We start from the raw sequence: 19158 nt of genomic DNA, 5'->3' as shown, positions 1-19158 counted from the left end.
CTCCCGCGCCTTTCCCGTTTGTGCGCCGTTCAGAACGAGAACGCGATGCCGGCAAGCGCCTCGATACCCGGTGCTTCGAGGCCGTGCGCCGGTTCATAGGTCTTGTCGAGCAGGTTGTTGATCCGCGCCGTCAACTGGATGCTCTCCGTCAACCGATGCGAGGCCGCGACGTTCACGATTGTGTAGGACGCGGGGTAGACATAGAAGCCGAAGCCGTCGCGCGGAATGTCGCGGTCGGGGTCGACCCATTGCACATTGGTCGCGAAAACCGTGCCATCCCGGGGCTGCCAGCTCGCGGTGAAGCCGATCTCGTGGCGGGGCCGGCGGGTGAGCGCGCCGACGACCGCCGCCGTGTTGGTGTCGAGCGACATCCATGTGTAGTCGATGCGCGCGGTGAGCCGCTCGATCGGCGTTATCTCGATGAAGCTTTCGAACCCCTTGACGTCGAAACGCCGGAGATTGGCGGCGGTGGAATCGCCCGTGAACGGATCGAAGATGATTTCGATGGCGTCCTTGACCCGGCTTTCAAACCAGGTCGCGCCGGCGCGCGCCTTGCCGCCGGCAAGTCCCTGTTCGATCCCGACTTCCCAGCCCCGGCTCGTCTCGGGCTTGAGGTTCGGGTTGCCGGTATACTGCCCGGCAGGGAAGCCGAGAAAGGCGCTGAACTCGTTGCCGTAGCGCTGATAGAGAGACGGCGTCTTGAAGCCGGTGCCGTAGCTCGCAGTCAGGCGCGTATCCGTTTCCGGATGATAGTAGCCCGGCGCGACAGTGTACGAGGTGTGGTTCTTCAAATCGTCCGGCATGTCGTGATGCAGGCTGACCGTGGCGAAGAAGCGCTCGCCGAAATTCATGTGATCGGCCGCATAGACTGCAAAGGCGTCGGCATCGGCATCCGACGTCGATGTGACGACGAAACCGCCGAAGTCGCGCAATCCATTCGACGAATAGTCGTCCCGCATATAGCTGCCGCCGAATGTCAGAAGGTGCTGCGGGTGAATGTCGAGCGCGTTCTCGAAGCGCGCGACGACCGTCTGCCCTTTGTATTCGACATCGGCGAGATAGATCGATCCGCCGGGATCGGGGTTGTCGTCGAGTTGCGACTTGTACTGTGTCACACCGACCGAGAATTTGGGGCGCCATTTGTTGTCGAGGAAGCTGCCGGCGACGTCGCCCGAAACGAGCAGCCGCTTCGATCGGTAGGTGCTGTCGAAATTCTGGAACACAGGCACGAAGCCTGCCGTCGCGCCGTCATCGTCGATATCGGTGTCGGAATCCGTGTACTGGACGAAGGCAGAGACGCTGAGATGTTCGTTGAGCTTTGCGCCGATGCGGCCGGAAGCCGAAACGACTTCGTTGCCGTCCTTCTCCTTGCCGCGCGCGTCGCGAAGGCGGGCGGGCGTCACGTCCGAACCGTTGGTTGCTTCGCGCGAGAGCGAGAGGAAATAGTCGACATTGCCGGTAGCGCCGCCGGTGCTCGCATGTGTGTTGAGCGTCCCGAGCGTTCCGCCTTCGACGCGCAACGTCGTGACCGGCTTTTCGCCGCCCGTCCTGGTGATGATGTTGACGACGCCGCCCATCGCCTGGCTGCCGTAAAGCGCCGATTGCGGCCCGCGCACCACTTCGATGCGCTCGACATTGTCGAGCGGGATATTGGCGAGATTGGCGGCTCCGCCCGGCGAAGCCGGATCGTTGACCGGCAGCCCGTTGACCATCACCAGCGTCTGGTTGGAGCTGGCGCCGCGCGTGAAGATCGACGTCTGTGAACCGCGCGAACCGGACTGCACGACATGCAGGCCCGGAACGGATTTCAACGCATCGACGACGTCGCGATACTGAAAGGTCTCGATGTCCGCCGCCGTGATGATCGTGAAGGAACTTGCAACCTGCTTGGTCGGCAGCGGTTCGACGCCGGCTGTCACCAGCACTTCGGGTGCAACGGGCGTGTCGTCGGCATGCGCCGCGCTTGCAGCGAAAACCGGTAGAACGAGAGCGGCTATCGCCGCCCGGCTTGCGAGTTTCATTGGATGAGTGCCCTGTCTCTGGCGCGGCCAACCCCGGCCGCATGGCGCCGGGAGAAGGGGAGAAACAGGAAACGGAAAAGTCCGGACGCAAGCGAGGATGCGGCAGGACACAACCGTCCCGCTGGCGCACCCCGGCCCTCGGCAGATGACGAACCCGGTGGCAGGTCTCCTGGCTCGCGGGTCGTCGGCCTCGTTCCGTCTTCCCGGCCGTCACTCCCGAAAGAGCGCTGCGCCAGTGACATAGGTGGAACGCGGCCTCGCCGCTTACAGTTGCGGGGGCAGCCAAGGCATCGGCTTCAGGCGAAGCCTCACCCTGTTCCCTCTTGCCTCCTCGCATCCGCCACAAAGGACGAACGCTCGGAACCATCGAGCGGGCGCATCATAAGACGGGAAAGAGTGAAGTCAAACCGGCCGTTTCAGCATGGGCTCAAGCCTTGGCGCTGGGCCGCGCCGACGCTGCGGCATGCCAGCGCAACAGATCGGCATGTTCCGGCTTCGGTTCGTGTTTGACCCATTTGGCGAAATCGACGCAGACCAGCGCCGTGATGTCGGCGAAGGAATAGCGGTCGATGGCGATGAAGTCGCGGCCCTTGAGACGCGCGTTCAGCATGTCGAAGAAGCGCGTCAGGCGCAGCGCGCCGCGTTCTGCAAGTTCGGGGATTTGCGGCAGGTCGAGCGGGCCGGGCAGGGCGCGGCCGACCATGCCCTTCGATGTGTTGCGCAGCACCTCGGCGATCGGCATGAAGCCTTCGAATTCGATGCGCGCGTTCCACGACAGCACGAGGCCCTTTTCCTCGGGCGTCGAGCCGAGCAGTGCCGGCTCGGGCTTCACCGCATCGGCCCAGGCCGCGATGCCGATATTCTCGGTCAGCACGGTTCCGCTTTCGAGCTTCAGCGCCGGCACCGTGCAGGATGGATTGATCGCCCTGTAGGCGTCGCCAAGCTGCTCGGCCTTCATCAGGTCGATCTGCACGGTCTCATGCGCGATGTCCTTCTCGGCGAGAAGAATGCGCGCGCGGCGCGGGCTCGGTGCGAGGGTGAAGTCGTAAAGGACCACGGACATGTCGTTTCCTCAATAGAAGCCTTGTTGCGGTGGTTTTCGCGTCTCCGGGTGCGGATTGTCTATTGCCGGCAACCTTCCCCGCGCTCGCGACAGCGAAAACCGGAGCCGCATAGTAAGCATCTGAAACAGGGAATGTCTCGCCATGAAACGATGTCGGCTCTCTCGTCTGAAGGTGACGGCCGACAGTCTCAGCTGCATTTTCGCGCGCGGCAGGTCTGAAAAAGACACGACTCCCGGCCCGGCGCAGGCCACAGGGAGCTGTCATCTTTTCGCATTGGTCGGAGTGAGAGGATTCGAACCTCCGACCCCCTCGTCCCGAACGAGGTGCGCTACCAGGCTGCGCCACACTCCGTTTCCAATTCGAGGCGGCGTTATAGCCGCCAAAACCGGGCCCCGCAAGGGCGATTCCCGGCCGCAACCGGGCCCCGGCGCGCCGGTTGCGGGGCCCCGCCGATGCCGGTATGTTCCGCCACATTGCGCGAGGCCAACCCTGTAGGCTTCCCGAGCCTGCTGGGGCGTAGCCAAGTGGTAAGGCAGCGGATTTTGATTCCGCCATTCGGAGGTTCGAGTCCTCCCGCCCCAGCCAGACAACCCGAATTCTCCATCTATTGTTCCCCGCCTGCATATGCGCGGCTCCGGCACGGCCGCTTCACGATCTCGCGCACAGGGCCGGCAATCGGTACCGCTTCAGAACCGGCAAGCCACGTCCCGTGAGCGATGTGAGGCGCATTGTCGCCCCACAAAATATGTATTTGAAATACATATTATTGCGGCCTACATCTATTTCGACGTTGCCTGTCGCTCGCCTGATGCAGGTGAGTTGGCATGTGCAGGCAGAAAGGTCCGCGTATCTGTAACTGCGGCGGAGCGGTGGTTGTGTTCGCTTCGTCGACAGAAAGGATGGCTCCATGTCAGACCACGGCACTGTTGACCTGAATATGCACCACGAAGCGCGCGGTCCGTCGGACCGCATCGCTCTCGGCTTCGTCAAACTGCTGCGCTTTTTCGCCGATACATTCTTCGCCAAGCGCTACGGCCACCGGGCCATCGTTCTCGAGACGGTGGCGGCCGTGCCGGGCATGGTGGGCGCAACGCTCATCCACCTCAGAAGCCTGCGACGGATGTGCGACGACGAGGGCTGGATCCGCACATTGCTCGATGAAGCCGAGAACGAGCGCATGCATCTGATGACCTTTATCGAGATCGCAAAACCCAATGCTTTCGAACGCCTGCTCGTCATGATCGTGCAGGGAATTTTCTACAATGCCTTCTTTCTGCTCTATCTGATTTCGCCGAAAACCGCTCACCGGGTCGTCGGATATTTCGAGGAAGAGGCGATCATCAGCTACACCCAGTATCTCGCCGAGATCGAAGCCGGACGGCATGCAGACGTGCCGGCGCCTGCAATCGCAATTCGCTACTGGCATCTGCCGGACGACGCCCGGCTCCGGGATGTGGTGATCGCCGTGCGCGCCGACGAGGCAAACCATCGCGACGTCAATCACGGCTTTGCCGACGAGTTGGCCGGCCATCGCAAATCGAAGCAGGCAGACCGCACCGGCATTCGGAAGCCCGTCTAGTGCCGGGAAAATTGCCGGATGGGCTCGTGGCCTACAAGCGGACGCCGGTCTTCGATCAGGACAGTCTGCCGGCCGGGCTTCGCCGCGAGCACCGCACGAAGGCCGGCGTATGGGCGCTCATTCATGTGCTGGAAGGCCGCTTGCTGTACCGCTGTCTCGATACATCCGAAGAGCAGGTGCTGACGCCGGCGATGCCCGGCGTGGTCTGGCCCGAACAGCCGCATGACGTGCAACCGTTGGGGCCCGTGCGGCTCTTTGTGGAGTTCCATGCAGCAAAACCGCTCGAAGGCGCCCCTCATGCAGGTCAGGTGCTGCCGGAATGACGATCGGACGCAGTCTCGGCACCGGTCGAACGCCTCCTGCCGGGCGTCGCGTTGGCGCTAGAGCCGAACGACGGCAGCCAGCACCATGCTGATATGGCCGTCGCCCCAGAGGGGAAGAAGAAGGCGCGCATAGTCGCTCGCCCGGAAATAGGTCGGCGCGCCGCTCTCGACGGTCACACTTGCCTGACTGCGGAAAAAATCGAGCGGCGCATTGATGTCGATCTCATCGGCAAAACGACCGGCGAAATCCTTGCCGTAGCGAGCGGAAATTTCCTTGCCGACAATCTCGAAGCGAAATCGCTCCGGCTTGGCAAAAGCTGTTGCGAGCGTAAGGCGATCGGCGAGCGCCGGCAGGTCCGAAAGCTTGACGTCGTCCCAGTAGGGCATGTCGCTCGCCTCGCCCCGGATCAGTCCCCGCCAATAGGCGTGTACGGCGGCGAGGTCGGGTTCGAGCGTTGCAGGAAGCGCAAAGGGGACTAGGGCCATGATTCCTTGGGGGTTTTGGTGGCGGGAGCGGCGGCTGAACACCCTACGCTGCCAGGTTTTTTGCGACAACTTCTTTGGCCAGACGCGCCGCGCCGACAGCGACGGGAGAGCACTTACCCCCCCCTCTGTCACAAAACTGTCATAAAACTGTCAAACTTCAAGTCCGGGCGGGCCGACAAAAAACTTATCCCCGCTTTTTCGCGGCCTCGGGGACGGGCAGTCCTGGGCCGGCCGCGATGGCCGGCGCCGGCGCCGTGTTATGGTCCGCGGAAAGACGAAGCCGTAGCGGAGGACACCCGATGAAGACCTACACCTGTTTCGATGTCAGCATCGAAAACAAGATTGCCCACATCGTTCTGAGCCGCCCCGAGAAGATGAATGCGATGAATCGCGAATTCTGGCGCGAGCTGCCGGAAATCGTCCGCGAGATCGATCAGGGCGCGCTGGCCCGCGTCATCGTCATCTCGTCGACCGGCAAGCATTTCACGGCCGGCATGGACCTCTCGGTCTTCACCTCCGGACCGGACACCGCAGGTCAGGAGACCGGCCGCCTGCGCGCCAATCTGATGCAGACGGTGCTGAAACTGCAACAGACTTTCGGTTGCCTCGACGAGGCGCGCATGCCGGTGTTGATGGCCGTGCAGGGCGGCTGTATCGTCGGCGGCGTCGATTTCGCCTCCGCCTGCGACTTGCGATATTGCTCGACGGATGCCTTCTTCTGCATTCATGAGATCAATATCGGCATGACCTCCGATGTCGGCACCTTCCCGCGTCTGCCGCATCTGATGCCGCAGGGGCTGGTGCGCGAACTTGCCTATACCGGCCGCCGCCTGTTCGCCGATGAAGCGAAATCCTGCGGTCTTGTGAATGCGGTCTTCGACACCCAGGCGGAGATGATGGAGGCGGTCATGGGCATTGCGCGCGATATCGCGGCCCGCTCGCCGCTCGCCGTCCATGGCTCCAAGGAGATGATCAACTATGCCCGCGACCACTCGATCGCCGACGGGTTGAAGCATATCGCCGTCTGGCAGACCGGCATGTTCCAGCCGGCCGACATGACGGAAAGCTTCACCGCGAAGGCCGAGAAGCGCGAGCCGGCGTTTGACGATCTGTTGCCGGTGCGGGACGCGATCTGACGGCCGTCCCGCCGGCCGGCCATTTTTTCGCCGGCCGGACGGACGCGGTCGTCAGCGCGCCAATGTGCCCTGGTGGCAGTACGAAACGCCGGAGAAGTCCTCGACCGTCATCTCGACATTGTAGTTGTCGCGATGGCTGCGATTGAACTCGGTGACCGACACGACGGCCTGGCCGCTGCCGTCGATTTCGAAATCGCCGCCCTGCGACACATTCGAGCTGCCGCCGGCGCCCGAACGCGCCAGCGTCAGTTGATAGGCACCCGAAGACCCGGGCATCCCGTAGACGACGCTTTCGAGGCGCAAGCCGCCGGAAACCGCTGTCGCGTGGATTTCGCACTCGACGGCCGCGGCCGCATTCGCCGGTGCGACGGAAGCCGCCGCGGCGCCACCAAAGGCGAGCGGCACGAAAGCGAGAGACATCCAGAATTTCGACATGGTCGTTCTCCCTGTTGAGGGGCGGCGCCGGAGGCAGCTTGCGGCCGCCTCCGGCACAGGTCCCGGTTCAGTAGCCGCCCTGAATGACGACTGTCGTGTTGCCGTGACCGGTCTGGACCGTCTTGGCCGTCTGGCCATTGCCGACCTGGATCGTGGCCGCCGTGTTGTTGGTGCCGAGCTGATCGGTCGTCGCCGTGTGGTTGTTGCCGATCTGGGCGATGCCCGAGGTGTTGTTGCGGCCCGTCTGAATGGTCACGGCATCGTTGTTGCGGCCTTCCTGGCCAGTCACGGCGTAGTTGCCCTTGCCATACTGATCGGTGAGCGCCGAATTCCGGTTGCCGAGCTGCTGCTGGTAGAGGTAGTTCCACTGCCCGCTCTGCACGGCCTTGGAGTAGTTGGCATTGCCCTTCGTATCGAGCGTGCCCCTGTTGCCGTAACCGTTCTGCGTGTAGACGCCGGTGTTGTTCCAGCCCTTCTGATAGACTGCGGCACTGTTGCCGGCGCTGGCGCCGGTGGCGCTCGCGGCGATCAGGGCGGTGAGGGCGGCACTGGCCAGTAGAAACTTCTTCATTTTGCATCTCCTGCTCTGGGTGACCTGCGATGAGGCCGTTTGCTGACGATGCCTTTTTAGCGGGGTGTTCCTGAGCGGTGCCTGAAGTCGGCATTCATTCTCCGTTCACCGGCGATGCAGCGCGGCCATGCCTTGTGAATCAACGAACGCGCGCGCGTATGCACCGCCAAGGCTGAACGCGGCATGAACGGCAATGTCAGCGAGCAATCATGGTCGCGCGTCTAGAAATGCCGGGATGGTTATTCGCAGGCGCCTCGTCGCGCCGGACTACAGCAGGAGAGAAAAATGAAACGCTTGCCGCTCATCTTGTCCGTTGCAGGCATGGTCCTGTCGCTGTCGGCGCCGCCGGCGTCGGCCGGAAGCCTTGCCGCCGTCAATCAGGACGGAAACTTCAACGTCACGGTCGTTCAGCAAGCCGGCGGTCAAACAAAGGTGCTGACGCGGCAGATCAAACCGAGGCTTTATGCGAGCACGGTGACCCGGCTCGCCAACAACCCGCCGGGGCCCCGCGCAACATCGTTCGCGGCGCGCGCGTGCGGCGGCGGAGCGGCGGGCAACAACGTTGCGGTCAATCAGGCCGGCTCCGGCAACGGCGTCGTCGTTGAGCAGAAGGGCACAAACAACCTTGCCGGGCTGTCTCAGGCCGGATCGAAGAACGTCGCGCTCGTCAAGCAGACCGGCAACAACCATGCGGCGTTTGCAACGCAAACCGGGCACAAGAACATCGTCGTGATCGACCAGCGCTGCTGAGGCGACGCTCAGCGGCCGCTTGCGCCTGTTGCGTCCTGCACCTGCAGTTCGTAGAGCGTCTTGTAGACGCCGCCTTCGGCCAGCAGTTCCTCATGCGTGCCGATCTCGCGTATCCGGCCCTCCGTCAACACGACAATGCGATCGGCTTCGCGGATCGTCTGCAGCCGGTGGGCGATGATGATCGACGTCCGGCCGGTTGTGACCTTCGACAGTGCGTCCTGGATCAGCAATTCGGTTTCGGTATCGATGCTGGCGGTCGCCTCGTCGAGGATCAGCACTTCGGGGTTCATCGCCAACACGCGCGCGAATGCGAGAAGCTGACGCTGGCCGTGGCTGAGATTGCGCCCGCGCTCGGTCAGCATCGTATCGTAGCCCTGCGGCAACATGCGGATGAAGGGATCGGCATGAACAAGCCGCGCCGCCGCCCGCGCCGCCTCGCGCGTGATCGCCGGATTGCCGAGCGCGATATTGTCGTAGACCGACCCTGAGAAAATATGGAAATCCTGCAGCACCACGCCGACACGCCGGCGGATTTCAGACGGCGCCACATCCATGATGTCGATGCCATCGATCAGGATCGAATTTGCCGGCACGTCGTAGAAACGGCAGAGCAGGCGAATGAGGCTGGTCTTGCCCGAGCCGGTCGGCCCGACAATGGCGATGCGCTCGCCCGGCGCGATGTCGAAGGTCACATCGTTGAGGATCGTCAGGCCGGGCCGGTAGCCGAAGGTCAGGTGGTTGAAACGGACATGGCCCTTGAGATCTTGCGGCAGGGGCTTCGGCGCCGCCGGCTCCTTCAGCGCCTCGTCCCAGTCGAGCGCCTGGAAAATGCGCTCGCAGCTCGCCATGGCGCGGAAAACGACGTTCCATTGCTCGCCCATCGCCACGATCGGGCGGAACATCATGTCGGCGAATTGCGCGAACAGAATGACGCTGCCCAGCGTTGCCGTCATTTCGAAGACGTGATTGCCGCCGAACCAGATGATCGCCGCCATGGCGAGGAAGGCCATGCTGTCCATCGCCGGTCCGTAATAGCTCTCGATACGGATGGCGCGGTTTTCCTGGTCGCAATTCTCGCGGTTGATGCTGCTGTAACGCTCGAAATTGATCTGCTCGCGGCCATAAAGCTGAACGACCTCGATGCCGGAGAGATTTTCCTGCAGGTTTTCGTTGAGCCGCGACATCGAGGAACGGATGCCGCGATAGACCTGGCGCGAGGCCATGCGGAAAATCCACGTCGCCAGCGCCGCCACCGGCAAGAGCAGCATCAGCTCCATCGTCAGCGTCGGGTTGAGCGCCAGCATGATCGACACGGCGACGAAGAAGGGCACGAATTCGCCGAGCAGGACGCCAAAGCCGGCCAGCAGCTCGAACAGCGTCTCGATGTCGTTGGTCAGCCGCGTCATCACGCGGCCGACCGCGACCCGGTCGTAGAAGCTCGACGGCAGCCGTTCGAGATGGGCAAAGAGGTCGCGCCGCAAGTCGCGCAAGCCGTTGAGCACGGTGCGCGCCAGCATCACCCGGAAACCATGGCCGAATGCCGCCCAGAGCAGCGTCCAGAGCCCGTAGAGAATGCAGGCCGCGACGATCGGGTGCAGCGTGAAAAGATCGGCCAGAAGGGCGTTGAGCGCCTTCTGACCGAAATCGGGCGCGCCTTCGTCGGTCGTCGGCAGCAGGATGCCGTCGACGACGACGCGGCTGACGACGACAGGCGCCAGAACCGCGGCGCTTGCCGCCAGCAGCACGAACAGAAGCGCGATATAGCCCTGCCGGCGATAGGGCCTGAGCCAGTGCATCAGCCGGCCGACAAGCCGGAAGTCGAAGCCGCGCGTCTCCATCTCGTCATCGAAGACGGTGTAGTCGCGCGATCGGCTTTCGGGGTGCGGCGTTTCGCTCATGTCCCGCTCCCCGTCAGGCTGTCGAGGCTCTGCGCCAGTTCCTCGCGCCGCCCCTGTTGCCGTTCGAGCGCCGCGTAGAGCCCGTCCTTCGCCAGAAGTTCGGCATGAGTGCCGACTTCGGCCACGCGGCCTTCGTCGAGCACCACGATGCGGTCGGCATGGCGCGCGGTCGAAACGCGATGCGAGACCATGATGGTCGTGCGGCCCTTTCTGAGCGACTTGAGGCGCGAAAGGATCAGCTCCTCGGTCTCGGTGTCGACCGAGGAAAAACAATCGTCGAGCAGCAGCACCGGCGTCTCGCGGATCAGCCCGCGGGCCAGGCTGGCGCGCTGCTTCTGGCCGCCCGACAAGGTGACGCCGCGCTCGCCGACCATGGTTTCGAGCCGGTCCGGGAAACGCCGGATCGTCGTTTCGAGATCGGCGCTCTCGGCCGCGCGCCAGACCTCGTCGACCTCGCGCGCCGGATTGTCGTAGGAAATGTTCTGCGCGATATGCGTGGCGAAGAGAAACGGGTCCTGCGGCACCATGGCGATCTGCCCGCGCACCTGCGCCAGCGGCAGCATGCGGATGTCGCGGCCGTCGAGATAAACCGAACCCGGCGGCGGATCGAGCAGGCGCACGATCAGGCGCAGCAGCGTCGACTTGCCCGAGCCGACACGGCCGAGCACCGCGATCATCTCGCCTTTGCCGATGTCGAGCGAGACGTCCTTGAGCGCCGGCCAGCCGTCGCCAGAACGCGCCGGATGCACATAGGAGAGATGATGCAACGTGATCGCGCCGCCGATCTCGTCGAGCGGCGCCGCTTCCGGCGCATCGCGGATTTCGGGTTCGCGGTCGAGAATCTCGAAAATCCGCGCCGCCGCCGAGCCGCCGCGCTGGAACAGCGTCACCATCACGCCGCCTTCCTTGATCGGCGCCAGCATCATGTTGAGATAGAAGATGAATGCCGTGAAGGTGCCGAGTGTGATCGTGCCCTCGATGACCTGGAAACCGCCATAGCCGACCACCAGCAGCGTGGTGAAGCCGGTCGCAATCAGCATGGCCGAAGTGAGGCCGGAGTTGAGAAACATCAGTCTGTAGTAGTCGCGCGCATAAGCGTCCGACGTCGCCTCGAAACGGTCGATCTCGCGGGTCTCCTGGGCATGCGTCTGGATGGTGCGGATGCCGTTGAGGTTTTCCTGCACCTGCGCCGACAGCGTCGAGAAGCCTTCCTGCACCAGCGTCGACTGACTGAATATCTGACGGGCCAGCATCCAGCCGATGACGGCGAAGACCGGCAGCGCCGGCAGCAGCAGCAGCGTCAGCGAGGCCGACTGATGGAACATGAAGATGAAGGCGATGAGGCCCGAAAAGCCGAGTACAAAAAGCAGGCGCGTGCCCATGCCGATCAACTGCCGGATCAGCGCGATGTCGTTGATCGCGCGCGCCATCAGATCGCCGGTCGGGAATTGCGAGAAGAAGCGCGGTCCCATCCGCTCGAGATGCCAGTAGAGCCGCTGGCGCAGATCGAAGGCGATCTCGACGCCGACCTCGCGCACATAGCGCCGTCCGAAATTGAAGGCCGCATAGCGCAGCACCATCAAGCCGAGAATCGCAAGGGCCGGTAGCGCGAGGCGCATGTCGCCCGCCGCGATGCGATCGATGCCCATTTTGAGATAAAGCGGCATGAAGGCTTCGAGCAGGCGCCCGAAATTGATCAGCGACATGCCGCCCCAGAAGCGCAGCTTGTGCTGCTGGACCAGGGGCACGAGCCGCCACAAGGGGCTGCGTTCCGGGGGCTTGCGCGGCGATTCCACGGGCGAACGTCCGGGGCTTTGGCGCGAGCGGGCCGCGCCGGCTGAAACGGGGGCCGCCGAACCCTGAATTCCCGGCACAATCCGGGAGGGACGGGAGGCGATGCTTTCTGGAGTTGTCGTCTTCGCCCTCGACTATACGCCTCGCAAACCGATTCGGAAGCGGGCTTGTCGTCCAACCGTCACGACACTGTCACCCGAAAGCGCTATCGGCGGGCATACGGTCCGGTCCATGCCGGCGTTGCGCCACCGATTTTATTTCAGGAGAGGCCCCTTGTCCGAGACCGCGATCCCAGCCGATGCCGAATTCGTCAACCACGCGGCCGTCCGGCGCGGCGTGCACCGCCGCCGAGCCTGCTGCCGGGCCGCGTCGACGATACCATCCTTGCCCGCTGGGACTACCGCGCCGAGGCCTCACGGGTATTTACCGCGCGCGACTTCACGGCCAGGCCGAATTTTCCGGTATCGACATATCGCGCGAAATGCTGGCGAGCGCGCGTCGCGCCGCGCAAGGAGCTCGACATGGCTCTGCGCGTGCTCGCCGAAAAGCTCAATGCCGATCTCGAATTCCGCCGTCTCTATCGCGGTTATGCCTGGTATGCGGTGCTCAGGCTCCCTGCGGCCTGACACGCAGAAGTCTGCGGTTCCGGTGTTTCCCTCGCATTCGGATACACCCGGCGCTAGATTGATTTGAAGGATCGGTCGAGGCGCTGCGGCTGCAGCGGAGCGGAAGAGGCAGAGTGACAGAGCGTAAAACCGGATCGAGGCAGGCGCGGTGTAGGCTGGCGGCTGTTGTGCTTGCGTTTGTGTCTATGGTCTTGCCCGGTACTGCAGCCGAGGCCCGATGCATGCCGGAACAGTTGCAGATCGAGATTGTACAGGGCGCTTGGCCGGCAAGCGTTGCCGCATTCTATGATCTCCTGGGTGGCAGCTGCGCCTGGCCGGAGGATGCGGCCATGACGCTCCATGCGGTGCTGGCGCGCGCCGACGCGCATGGATTGCCGCCTTCGCTTTTTGACGCCGATGAAATCGGGCGGAACCTGCAGCGGCCGACGGCCGCGGCACAACGCGACCTGCTGCTGACGTCGGCGGCCTTGCGCTATGCCGAGGTCATGCGGCGGGGGCGCATCGATCTGGCGACGCTGCACGGCGATGTGGCCATTCATCGCTGGAATGTCGGTGCTGCAGCCGAACTCGCGGCTACACTGAAAGGCGGCCATCTTGCGCACTGGCTGGACAATCTGCCGCCAGCGGCGCCCGAATATCTGCGATTGAAGCAGGCGCTGGCCCAGTATCGCGACATCGAAAGGCGCGGCGGCTGGCCGGTTCTTCGGCTGCCGCCGGACAAGCGATCCCTGAAACCGGACGAGACGGGCGCCTTCGTGCCGCAACTCGGCATGCGCCTGCAATGCACCGGCGATCTTGAACATGCGGCGGCGGGCGACGTCTATGACGCGGCAATGGTCGAGGCCGTGCGCCGCTTTCAGGCGCGCCACGGTCTTGCGGTCGACGGCGTTGTCGGCCGCGATACGCTGGCCGCGCTCAACGTGCCGGTGGCGCAGCGGATCGCCCAGATTGCGCTCAACATGGAGCGCTGGCGCTTCATGGCGCATGCGACGCCGCCGACGCGGATCGAGGTCAACGTGCCGGCCGCCGAAGCCGTCGTCATGCGGGACGGCGAGATCGTCTTTCGCATGAGGGCGGTCGTCGGCAAGAAAGCGACGCCGACACCGATGCTGGCAAGCGCCATCCAGCGCATTGTGGTCAATCCGCCCTGGGTCGTGCCTTTTTCGATTTACCGCCGCGACATCGCGCCGGCGATCGCGCGCGATCCCGACTATCTGCAGAAGCACGACATGAGCTGGCAGGGCGGCCAGCTGGTGCAAAAGCCGGGGCCGAAAAATGCGCTGGGCCGGATCAAATTCGATCTGCCGAGCCCCTTTGCGGTCTTTCTGCACGACACCAATGCGCCGGCGCTGTTCGCCAGCGACGACCGGTACCGCAGCAATGGCTGCATTCGCGTCGAAAAGCCGATGGAACTCGCCGTCCACTTGCTGGCGCCGTCGGGTTGGTCGCGCGCGCGGATCGAGGACCTGATCCGGGCCGGGGCGACAGTCGCCGTGCGTGTCGATCCGCCGCTCCCGGTCGTCCTCGCCTACTGGACCGCCTTTGTCGATGCCGACGGATCGGTCCGGTTCCGCGACGACATTTACGGGCGCGATGCCGCCTTCAGCGCCGCACTCGACGGCATCGCGTTGCCGCCGCTGGCGCCGCAAGCCGCCCAAGGTTGCGGCGCGCAACCGACGTTTTCCATAATTACCCTTGAGAATCAATAGCTTGACCTTGGCCGCCCGGGCGGCAGAATGACCGCCAAATCTACAGTGATCGAGGGGAGAATTATGGTATCTCGAATGACGCGGCGCGGCCTGATCGGACTCGGCGCTGCTGCCGCCTCCTGTGCATTGGCGCAATCGGCACTCGCATCGGCGCGCCTGCCGCTGCTGCGCCCGGGCGACCACGCGGCCGTGGCAACGGGCGCGACGCCTTCGGTTGCGGCCCGCGAGCTGCGCCTGCTCAACACACATACGGGCGAAAAGCTGAAACGGGTCTACTGGGCCGAGGGCCGATACGAGCCAGAGGCGCTGAAGGAAATCGCGCATCTGATGCGCGATCACCGTTCGGATGAGCGGCACGAGATCGATCCGGCCCTTCTCGACGCGCTTCATGCGATGCGGCTGAAGCTCGATTCAGGCGAGGACTTTCACATCATTTCGGGCTACCGCTCGCCGGCAACCAACGCGCAGATGCGCGAGAACAATGCGGGCGTCGCCAGGAAGAGCTATCACATGCGCGGCATGGCGGTGGATATCCGCCTGCCGGGCCGCGATCTGCCGCGTCTGCGGAAGGTGGCGGTCAATATCGGATTCGGCGGCGTCGGCGATTATCCGCGCTCGGATTTTCTTCATGTCGATGTCGGCCCGGTGCGCCAGTGGGGCAGCACACGCGCCTGAACGCATCGCGCATGACTATGCGAATGAGTAGCACTGCCGATGCGACAAGATGCAGTCTGGCCGTGGCTCATGCGACATGACCATATCCGGGGCGGTCCCGAATATGGTTGGTTTCAAATGTCGGTGTTTCATAAAATCCGGATTTATCATGCGGTGCTGGCTCTGCTTGTCACCGCGGCCTATCTCACAGGCGACGAACTTGAAGGCCTGCATGTCTGGCTTGGCTACGCCGTTGCCATCGTCATCCTCTGTCGGATTCTCTGGGCGGCCGTCGGTTCGAGGCAGCTTGGTATTTCGAGGCTCTTCCCGCACCTGATGGAGCTTGCGAAAATTCGGCGCATGAACCATCCGATGGTGAGCCGGACGCTTCTCGCAGGTATCGTCATCAATCTGCTGCTGGTGACGGCGACCGGTCTTGTGATGGAACCGCCACCCGTCGCCGCCTTTGCCGCCGGGACTGTCATCAGTCCGGCACTGGCCGACGATGACCGGGACCGCAAGCACGACCGGGACGGCAAAGAGAACGAAGCACTCGAAGAAATTCACGAGACGACGGCGAACCTTCTGGTTCTCTTCGTCATCTTGCACGTGGCCTATCTTCTTGCGTTCAAACGGCCCATGGCACTGTTCATGCTCTTCCTGCGCAATGGCGGCTCGGCCGCGGCACCGCCTCAGAAAAAAGCCTGAATGCCCGTCTGTTCGCGGCCGAGGATCAGCGCATGGACGTCATGCGTGCCTTCGTAGGTGTTGACGGCTTCGAGGTTCATTGCGTGGCGGATCACGTGATACTCGTCCGAGACGCCGTTGCCGCCATGCATGTCGCGGGCGACGCGGGCGATGTCGAGCGCCTTGCCGCAATTGTTGCGCTTCATCAGCGAGATCGAGGCGGGCGCAGCGGTGCCGGCATCGAACATGCGGCCGAGCTGCAGGCAACCTTGCAAGCCGAGCGTGATTTCGGTCTGCATGTCGGCGAGCTTCTTCTGGATCAGCTGGTTCGCCGCCAGCGGCCGGCCGAACTGCTTGCGGTCGAGCGTATATTGCCGCGCCGCGTGCCAGCAGAATTCCGCCGCCCCCATCGCGCCCCAGGCGATGCCGTAGCGCGCCCGGTTGAGGCAGCCGAAGGGACCGGCAAGGCCGCGCACATTCGGCAGCAGGTTTTCTTCCGGCACGAACACGTCCTGCAATGAAATCTCGCCGGTGATCGAGGCGCGAAGCGAGAACTTGCCTTCGATCTTCGGCGTCTCGAAACCCTTGAAGCCGCGCTCGACGACAAAGCCGCGGATCGTATCGTCCTCGGTCTTGGCCCAGACGACCGCGAGATCGGCGATCGGCGAATTGGTGATCCACATCTTGGCGCCGTTGAGGACATAGCCGCCATCGGCCTTCTTGGCCCGCGTCTTCATCGAGCCGGGATCGGAGCCGTGATCGGGCTCGGTCAGGCCGAAACAGCCGACCCACTCGCCGCTCGCGAGCTTCGGCAGATATTTCTCGCGCTGCGCTTCGGTGCCATAGGCATGGATCGGATGCATGACGAGCGAGGACTGCACGCTCATCGCCGAGCGGTAGCCGCTATCGACGCGTTCGATTTCGCGCGCCACCAGCCCGTAACAGACATAGGAGAGGCCGGCGCAGCCGTATTTCTCCGGCAGCGTCGGCCCGAGCAGCCCTTGTGCGCCCATCTCGTTCATGATCTCGCGGTGGAAAACCTCATGCCGGTTCGCCTCCTTGACGCGCGGCATCAGCTTTTCCTGCGCATAGGCCCGCGCGCTGTCCCGGACCAGCCGCTCTTCCTCGGTGAGCTGCGTGTCGAGCAGCAGCGGGTCTTGCCAGTTGAAAGAGGCGAGCGGCGGATTGGGCTTTTCGCCCGTCGCGGGCGTCTTGGCTTCGGCGGCATTCGACATCGGATCGTCCTCGAAACGTCGGGGAAGGGCGGGTTGCCGAAGGATATAGCAGGCAAGCAGGCGCCCCGCACCCGCTTGTTTGGGCTAGTGCCCGGACGGCCTCGCGCCCGCCTCGCGCGTATAGGCCGTCATTTCCTCGGCCAGATGGTCGAACATCAGGCGCATCCGCCGGCTGGTCTTCAAATCCTCATGCATTGCGATCCAGACATCGAGCTCGAACTCGATCGCCCCCGGCAGCACGGATATGAGATCGGGGTAGCGCAGCGCCAGCGGATATTGGCACATGCCGAAGCCGACCCCGGCCCGGAGCGCGGCAAACTGGCCGATATCGCTGTCGCAGCGGAACGCGAACAATTCGCGGCTGAGCGGAAAGCCGCCGAGGTCCTTCAACCGCCGGATCGAGGATTCCCGATCAAAGCCGATGATCGGGAATTGCGTGAGTTCCTCGACCGATTGCGGCATCCCGTGACGCTGGATCAGGTTCTTGTGGGCATGAAGGCCGAGCCCGATCGTGCCGCATTTTTTCGCGACAAGGGAGGTCTGCGTCGGCCGGATCATGCGGATGGCGATGTCGGCGTCGCGGCGGATGAGATCGTCCGACCGGTTCGACAGCACCAGCTCGACCGCGATGCGCGGATGCGCCTCGCTGAAGCGGGCGAGGATCGGCGGCAGGACTTCGGTGCCGATCATTTCGCTGGCGGTGATGCGTACCGTCCCGCGGTCTTCCTCCGCCTCGCCGGAAGCGGCGCGTTGCAGCGCCTCTGCCGCCATCGACATGGCCTCGGCATGGGGGACGAGCGCGAGCGCCAGTTCCGTCGGCGCGAGCCCACCTTGCGAGCGGGTGAAGAGGGCGGTGCCGAGCGATTGCTCCAGCGCGTCGATATGGCGGCCGACGGTCGGTTGCGTCAGGCTGAGCAGCCGCGCCCCGCCCGAGAGGCTGCCCTCCCGGACGACCGCAAGGAAGGAGCGATAGAGTTCCCAGCCGGGCGCTGAATTTATCATACAAAACTGTATACAGAATCCCCGAATTTAGGCAATTCATATTCGAATATGAATATCCCATTCTCCAGTCAACGAAACGCGGAACTGGAGACGGAAACATGGCTTCGACGGCACTTATCATCGGCGCAACCGGCGGTTTCGGCAGCGAAATGGCCGCCGCCCTCCGCAATCACGGCTGGCAGGTACGCGCCATGCACCGCAAGCCGAAGGCGGCGGCGCGGCAACTGGCCGACATGCCGTTCATCGACTGGGTGAAGGGCGACGCCATGAACGCCGCCGATGTGAAGGCGGCGGCCGTCAATGCCGACCTGATCGTTCACGCGGTCAATCCGCCCGGCTACCGCAACTGGGCGGGCACCGTGGTGCCGATGCTCGACAACACGATCGCGGCGGCAAAGGCCAATGGCGCCCGCATCCTCTTTCCGGGCACGGTCTACAATTTCGGGCCGGATGCTTTTCCGCTGCTCGGCGAGGCATCGCCGCAAAATCCGCAAACCCGTAAAGGCGCGCTGCGCGTCGAGATGGAACGCCGTCTGCGCGCTGCGTCCGACGAAGGTGTGCCGGTGCTGATCCTGCGCGCCGGCGACTTCTTCGGCAGCCGTTACGCCGGCAACAACTGGTTCGCGCAAGGGTTGGTCAAGCCCGGCAAGCCGATCCGCGCCGTCACCTATCCGGGGCCGCACAAGGTCGGTCACGCCTGGGCCTATCTGCCGGACATGGCCGAGGCGGCGGCGCGTCTTCTTGACCGTGCCGACGATCTCAGGCCGTTCGAGACCTTTCATTTCGGCGGCCACTGGCTCGAACAGGGCATCGAAATGGCCGACGCGATCCGCGCCGCCGCGCGGCGGCCCGGCGCGCCGGTCAAGAAGCTGCCCTGGTTCGCGCTGACGCTGCTGTCGCCCTTCGTCGAGACGTTCCGCGAGATGCGCGAAATGCGCTACCTCTGGAAAAAACCTGTCCGTCTCGACAATGCGAAACTCGCCACCTTCCTCGGCACCGTACCCCATACGCCTCTCGACATCGCCGTCCGCCAGAGCCTCGCCGCCCTCGGCTGCCTTGGTGCCGGCGACCTGTACCCCGAAGACGAACGCCTCACCCTCACCCGCCTCACGAAAGGAACGATCCAATGACCCGCACCGATCGCATCGAACGCATGTTCACCGCCGTCGCCGCCACTGCGCTCGGCAT

Annotated in this window: 17 protein-coding genes, 2 tRNA genes and 1 riboswitch; of the genes, 9 read left to right on the top strand and 10 right to left on the bottom strand. The window is 63.9% G+C overall.

Annotated elements, in window-relative coordinates:
• Window positions 1–29: 29 nt before the first annotated feature.
• From Q7V31_RS06810 to Q7V31_RS06800, 3 genes are all read right to left on the bottom strand, one after another.
• Window positions 30–2021: a TonB-dependent siderophore receptor gene (locus tag Q7V31_RS06810; protein ID WP_304733273.1), complete on the bottom strand. Its 1992-nt coding sequence runs from the start codon at window positions 2019–2021 to the stop codon at window positions 30–32.
• A 141-nt stretch (window positions 2022–2162) separates the two neighbouring features.
• Window positions 2163–2404, bottom strand: a riboswitch (cobalamin riboswitch).
• Window positions 2405–2448: 44 nt separating this feature from the next.
• Entirely contained in the window at window positions 2449–3084 is a 636-nt protein-coding gene (locus Q7V31_RS06805) for a glutathione S-transferase family protein (protein WP_304733272.1), read from the bottom strand.
• Window positions 3085–3359: 275 nt separating this feature from the next.
• Window positions 3360–3436 (bottom strand) — tRNA-Pro (locus Q7V31_RS06800).
• A 159-nt stretch (window positions 3437–3595) separates the two neighbouring features.
• Here Q7V31_RS06800 and Q7V31_RS06795 point away from each other — a divergent pair.
• From Q7V31_RS06795 to Q7V31_RS06785, 3 genes are all read left to right on the top strand, one after another.
• Window positions 3596–3670: transfer RNA gene (locus Q7V31_RS06795), tRNA-Gln, on the top strand.
• Between the two features lie 322 nt (window positions 3671–3992).
• Window positions 3993–4664: an alternative oxidase gene (locus Q7V31_RS06790; RefSeq protein ID WP_304733271.1), complete on the top strand. Its 672-nt coding sequence runs from the start codon at window positions 3993–3995 to the stop codon at window positions 4662–4664.
• A 26-nt stretch (window positions 4665–4690) separates the two neighbouring features.
• A complete protein-coding gene (locus tag Q7V31_RS06785) occupies window positions 4691–4987 on the top strand; it encodes a DUF1971 domain-containing protein (RefSeq protein WP_304733270.1) in 297 nt (98 codons plus the stop codon).
• A 57-nt stretch (window positions 4988–5044) separates the two neighbouring features.
• Here Q7V31_RS06785 and Q7V31_RS06780 read toward each other — a convergent pair whose 3' ends face one another.
• On the bottom strand, window positions 5045–5473 hold the full coding sequence (locus tag Q7V31_RS06780) for a hypothetical protein (RefSeq protein ID WP_304733269.1): 429 nt from the start codon (window positions 5471–5473) through the stop codon (window positions 5045–5047).
• Window positions 5474–5772: 299 nt separating this feature from the next.
• Here Q7V31_RS06780 and Q7V31_RS06775 point away from each other — a divergent pair, with 299 nt between their 5' ends.
• Entirely contained in the window at window positions 5773–6609 is an 837-nt protein-coding gene (locus Q7V31_RS06775; protein ID WP_304733268.1) for a crotonase/enoyl-CoA hydratase family protein, read from the top strand.
• 51 nt (window positions 6610–6660) lie between these two features.
• Here Q7V31_RS06775 and csgH read toward each other — a convergent pair whose 3' ends face one another.
• On the bottom strand, window positions 6661–7044 hold the full coding sequence (csgH, locus tag Q7V31_RS06770; RefSeq protein ID WP_304733267.1) for a curli-like amyloid fiber formation chaperone CsgH: 384 nt from the start codon (window positions 7042–7044) through the stop codon (window positions 6661–6663).
• A 67-nt stretch (window positions 7045–7111) separates the two neighbouring features.
• Window positions 7112–7615, bottom strand: a complete 504-nt coding sequence (locus Q7V31_RS06765; RefSeq protein WP_304733266.1) for a hypothetical protein — start codon at window positions 7613–7615, stop codon at window positions 7112–7114.
• Between the two features lie 285 nt (window positions 7616–7900).
• On the opposite strand from Q7V31_RS06765, the gene Q7V31_RS06760 reads away from it, so the two are divergent.
• On the top strand, window positions 7901–8365 hold the full coding sequence (locus Q7V31_RS06760) for a curlin repeat-containing protein (protein ID WP_304733265.1): 465 nt from the start codon (window positions 7901–7903) through the stop codon (window positions 8363–8365).
• An 8-nt stretch (window positions 8366–8373) separates the two neighbouring features.
• Here the strand turns inward: Q7V31_RS06760 and Q7V31_RS06755 are convergent, their stop codons facing one another.
• Complete coding sequence (locus Q7V31_RS06755; protein ID WP_304733264.1) at window positions 8374–10263, bottom strand: ABC transporter ATP-binding protein; 1890 nt, start codon at window positions 10261–10263, stop codon at window positions 8374–8376.
• On the bottom strand, window positions 10260–12059 hold the full coding sequence (locus Q7V31_RS06750) for an ABC transporter ATP-binding protein (protein ID WP_304733263.1): 1800 nt from the start codon (window positions 12057–12059) through the stop codon (window positions 10260–10262). The genes Q7V31_RS06755 and Q7V31_RS06750 overlap by 4 nt, the downstream gene beginning before the upstream one ends.
• A gap of 845 nt (window positions 12060–12904) precedes the next feature.
• Here Q7V31_RS06750 and Q7V31_RS06745 point away from each other — a divergent pair.
• From Q7V31_RS06745 to Q7V31_RS06735, 3 genes are all read left to right on the top strand, one after another.
• A complete protein-coding gene (locus tag Q7V31_RS06745; protein WP_304733262.1) occupies window positions 12905–14392 on the top strand; it encodes a murein L,D-transpeptidase in 1488 nt (495 codons plus the stop codon).
• A 63-nt stretch (window positions 14393–14455) separates the two neighbouring features.
• On the top strand, window positions 14456–15067 hold the full coding sequence (locus Q7V31_RS06740; RefSeq protein ID WP_304733261.1) for a DUF882 domain-containing protein: 612 nt from the start codon (window positions 14456–14458) through the stop codon (window positions 15065–15067).
• Between the two features lie 117 nt (window positions 15068–15184).
• Window positions 15185–15754 (top strand): cytochrome b/b6 domain-containing protein, encoded by a 570-nt coding sequence (locus Q7V31_RS06735; RefSeq protein WP_304733260.1) that lies wholly within the window; start codon window positions 15185–15187, stop codon window positions 15752–15754.
• On the opposite strand, the gene Q7V31_RS06730 is transcribed toward Q7V31_RS06735, so the two are convergent.
• Both Q7V31_RS06730 and Q7V31_RS06725 read right to left on the bottom strand, forming a co-directional pair.
• Complete coding sequence (locus Q7V31_RS06730) at window positions 15739–16968, bottom strand: acyl-CoA dehydrogenase (protein ID WP_304733259.1); 1230 nt, start codon at window positions 16966–16968, stop codon at window positions 15739–15741. The two genes, Q7V31_RS06735 and Q7V31_RS06730, sit on opposite strands and share 16 nt — an antisense overlap.
• Window positions 16969–17052: 84 nt before the next feature.
• Window positions 17053–17970: a LysR family transcriptional regulator gene (locus tag Q7V31_RS06725; RefSeq protein ID WP_304733258.1), complete on the bottom strand. Its 918-nt coding sequence runs from the start codon at window positions 17968–17970 to the stop codon at window positions 17053–17055.
• 98 nt (window positions 17971–18068) lie between these two features.
• On the opposite strand from Q7V31_RS06725, the gene Q7V31_RS06720 reads away from it, so the two are divergent.
• Window positions 18069–19100 carry an NAD-dependent epimerase/dehydratase family protein gene (locus Q7V31_RS06720; protein WP_304733257.1) on the top strand — a complete coding sequence of 344 codons (1032 nt, stop codon included), beginning with the start codon at window positions 18069–18071 and terminating at the stop codon, window positions 19098–19100.
• Window positions 19101–19158: the final 58 nt, after the last annotated feature.

Source organism: Parvibaculum sp., assembly GCF_030651915.1.
Lineage (GTDB): Bacteria > Pseudomonadota > Alphaproteobacteria > Parvibaculales > Parvibaculaceae > Parvibaculum.
The sequence above is the reverse complement of the archived record's forward strand: the minus strand, read 5'-3'. Positions and strand labels throughout refer to the sequence as shown.

Excerpts from the sequence above, each read along its gene's own strand:
- Q7V31_RS06810 (WP_304733273.1), bottom strand. The coding sequence starts at position 2,021 with ATGAAACTCGCAAGCCGGGCGGCGATAGCCGCTCTCGTTCTACCGGTT.
- Q7V31_RS06805 (WP_304733272.1), bottom strand. The coding sequence starts at position 3,084 with ATGTCCGTGGTCCTTTACGACTTCACCCTCGCACCGAGCCCGCGCCGC.
- Q7V31_RS06790 (WP_304733271.1), top strand. The coding sequence starts at position 3,993 with ATGTCAGACCACGGCACTGTTGACCTGAATATGCACCACGAAGCGCGC.
- Q7V31_RS06780 (WP_304733269.1), bottom strand. The coding sequence starts at position 5,473 with ATGGCCCTAGTCCCCTTTGCGCTTCCTGCAACGCTCGAACCCGACCTC.
- Q7V31_RS06775 (WP_304733268.1), top strand. The coding sequence starts at position 5,773 with ATGAAGACCTACACCTGTTTCGATGTCAGCATCGAAAACAAGATTGCC.
- csgH (WP_304733267.1), bottom strand. The coding sequence starts at position 7,044 with ATGTCGAAATTCTGGATGTCTCTCGCTTTCGTGCCGCTCGCCTTTGGT.
- Q7V31_RS06765 (WP_304733266.1), bottom strand. The coding sequence starts at position 7,615 with ATGAAGAAGTTTCTACTGGCCAGTGCCGCCCTCACCGCCCTGATCGCC.
- Q7V31_RS06760 (WP_304733265.1), top strand. The coding sequence starts at position 7,901 with ATGAAACGCTTGCCGCTCATCTTGTCCGTTGCAGGCATGGTCCTGTCG.
- Q7V31_RS06755 (WP_304733264.1), bottom strand. The coding sequence starts at position 10,263 with ATGAGCGAAACGCCGCACCCCGAAAGCCGATCGCGCGACTACACCGTC.
- Q7V31_RS06745 (WP_304733262.1), top strand. The coding sequence starts at position 12,905 with ATGCCGGAACAGTTGCAGATCGAGATTGTACAGGGCGCTTGGCCGGCA.
- Q7V31_RS06740 (WP_304733261.1), top strand. The coding sequence starts at position 14,456 with ATGGTATCTCGAATGACGCGGCGCGGCCTGATCGGACTCGGCGCTGCT.
- Q7V31_RS06735 (WP_304733260.1), top strand. The coding sequence starts at position 15,185 with ATGTCGGTGTTTCATAAAATCCGGATTTATCATGCGGTGCTGGCTCTG.
- Q7V31_RS06730 (WP_304733259.1), bottom strand. The coding sequence starts at position 16,968 with ATGTCGAATGCCGCCGAAGCCAAGACGCCCGCGACGGGCGAAAAGCCC.
- Q7V31_RS06725 (WP_304733258.1), bottom strand. The coding sequence starts at position 17,970 with ATGATAAATTCAGCGCCCGGCTGGGAACTCTATCGCTCCTTCCTTGCG.
- Q7V31_RS06720 (WP_304733257.1), top strand. The coding sequence starts at position 18,069 with ATGGCTTCGACGGCACTTATCATCGGCGCAACCGGCGGTTTCGGCAGC.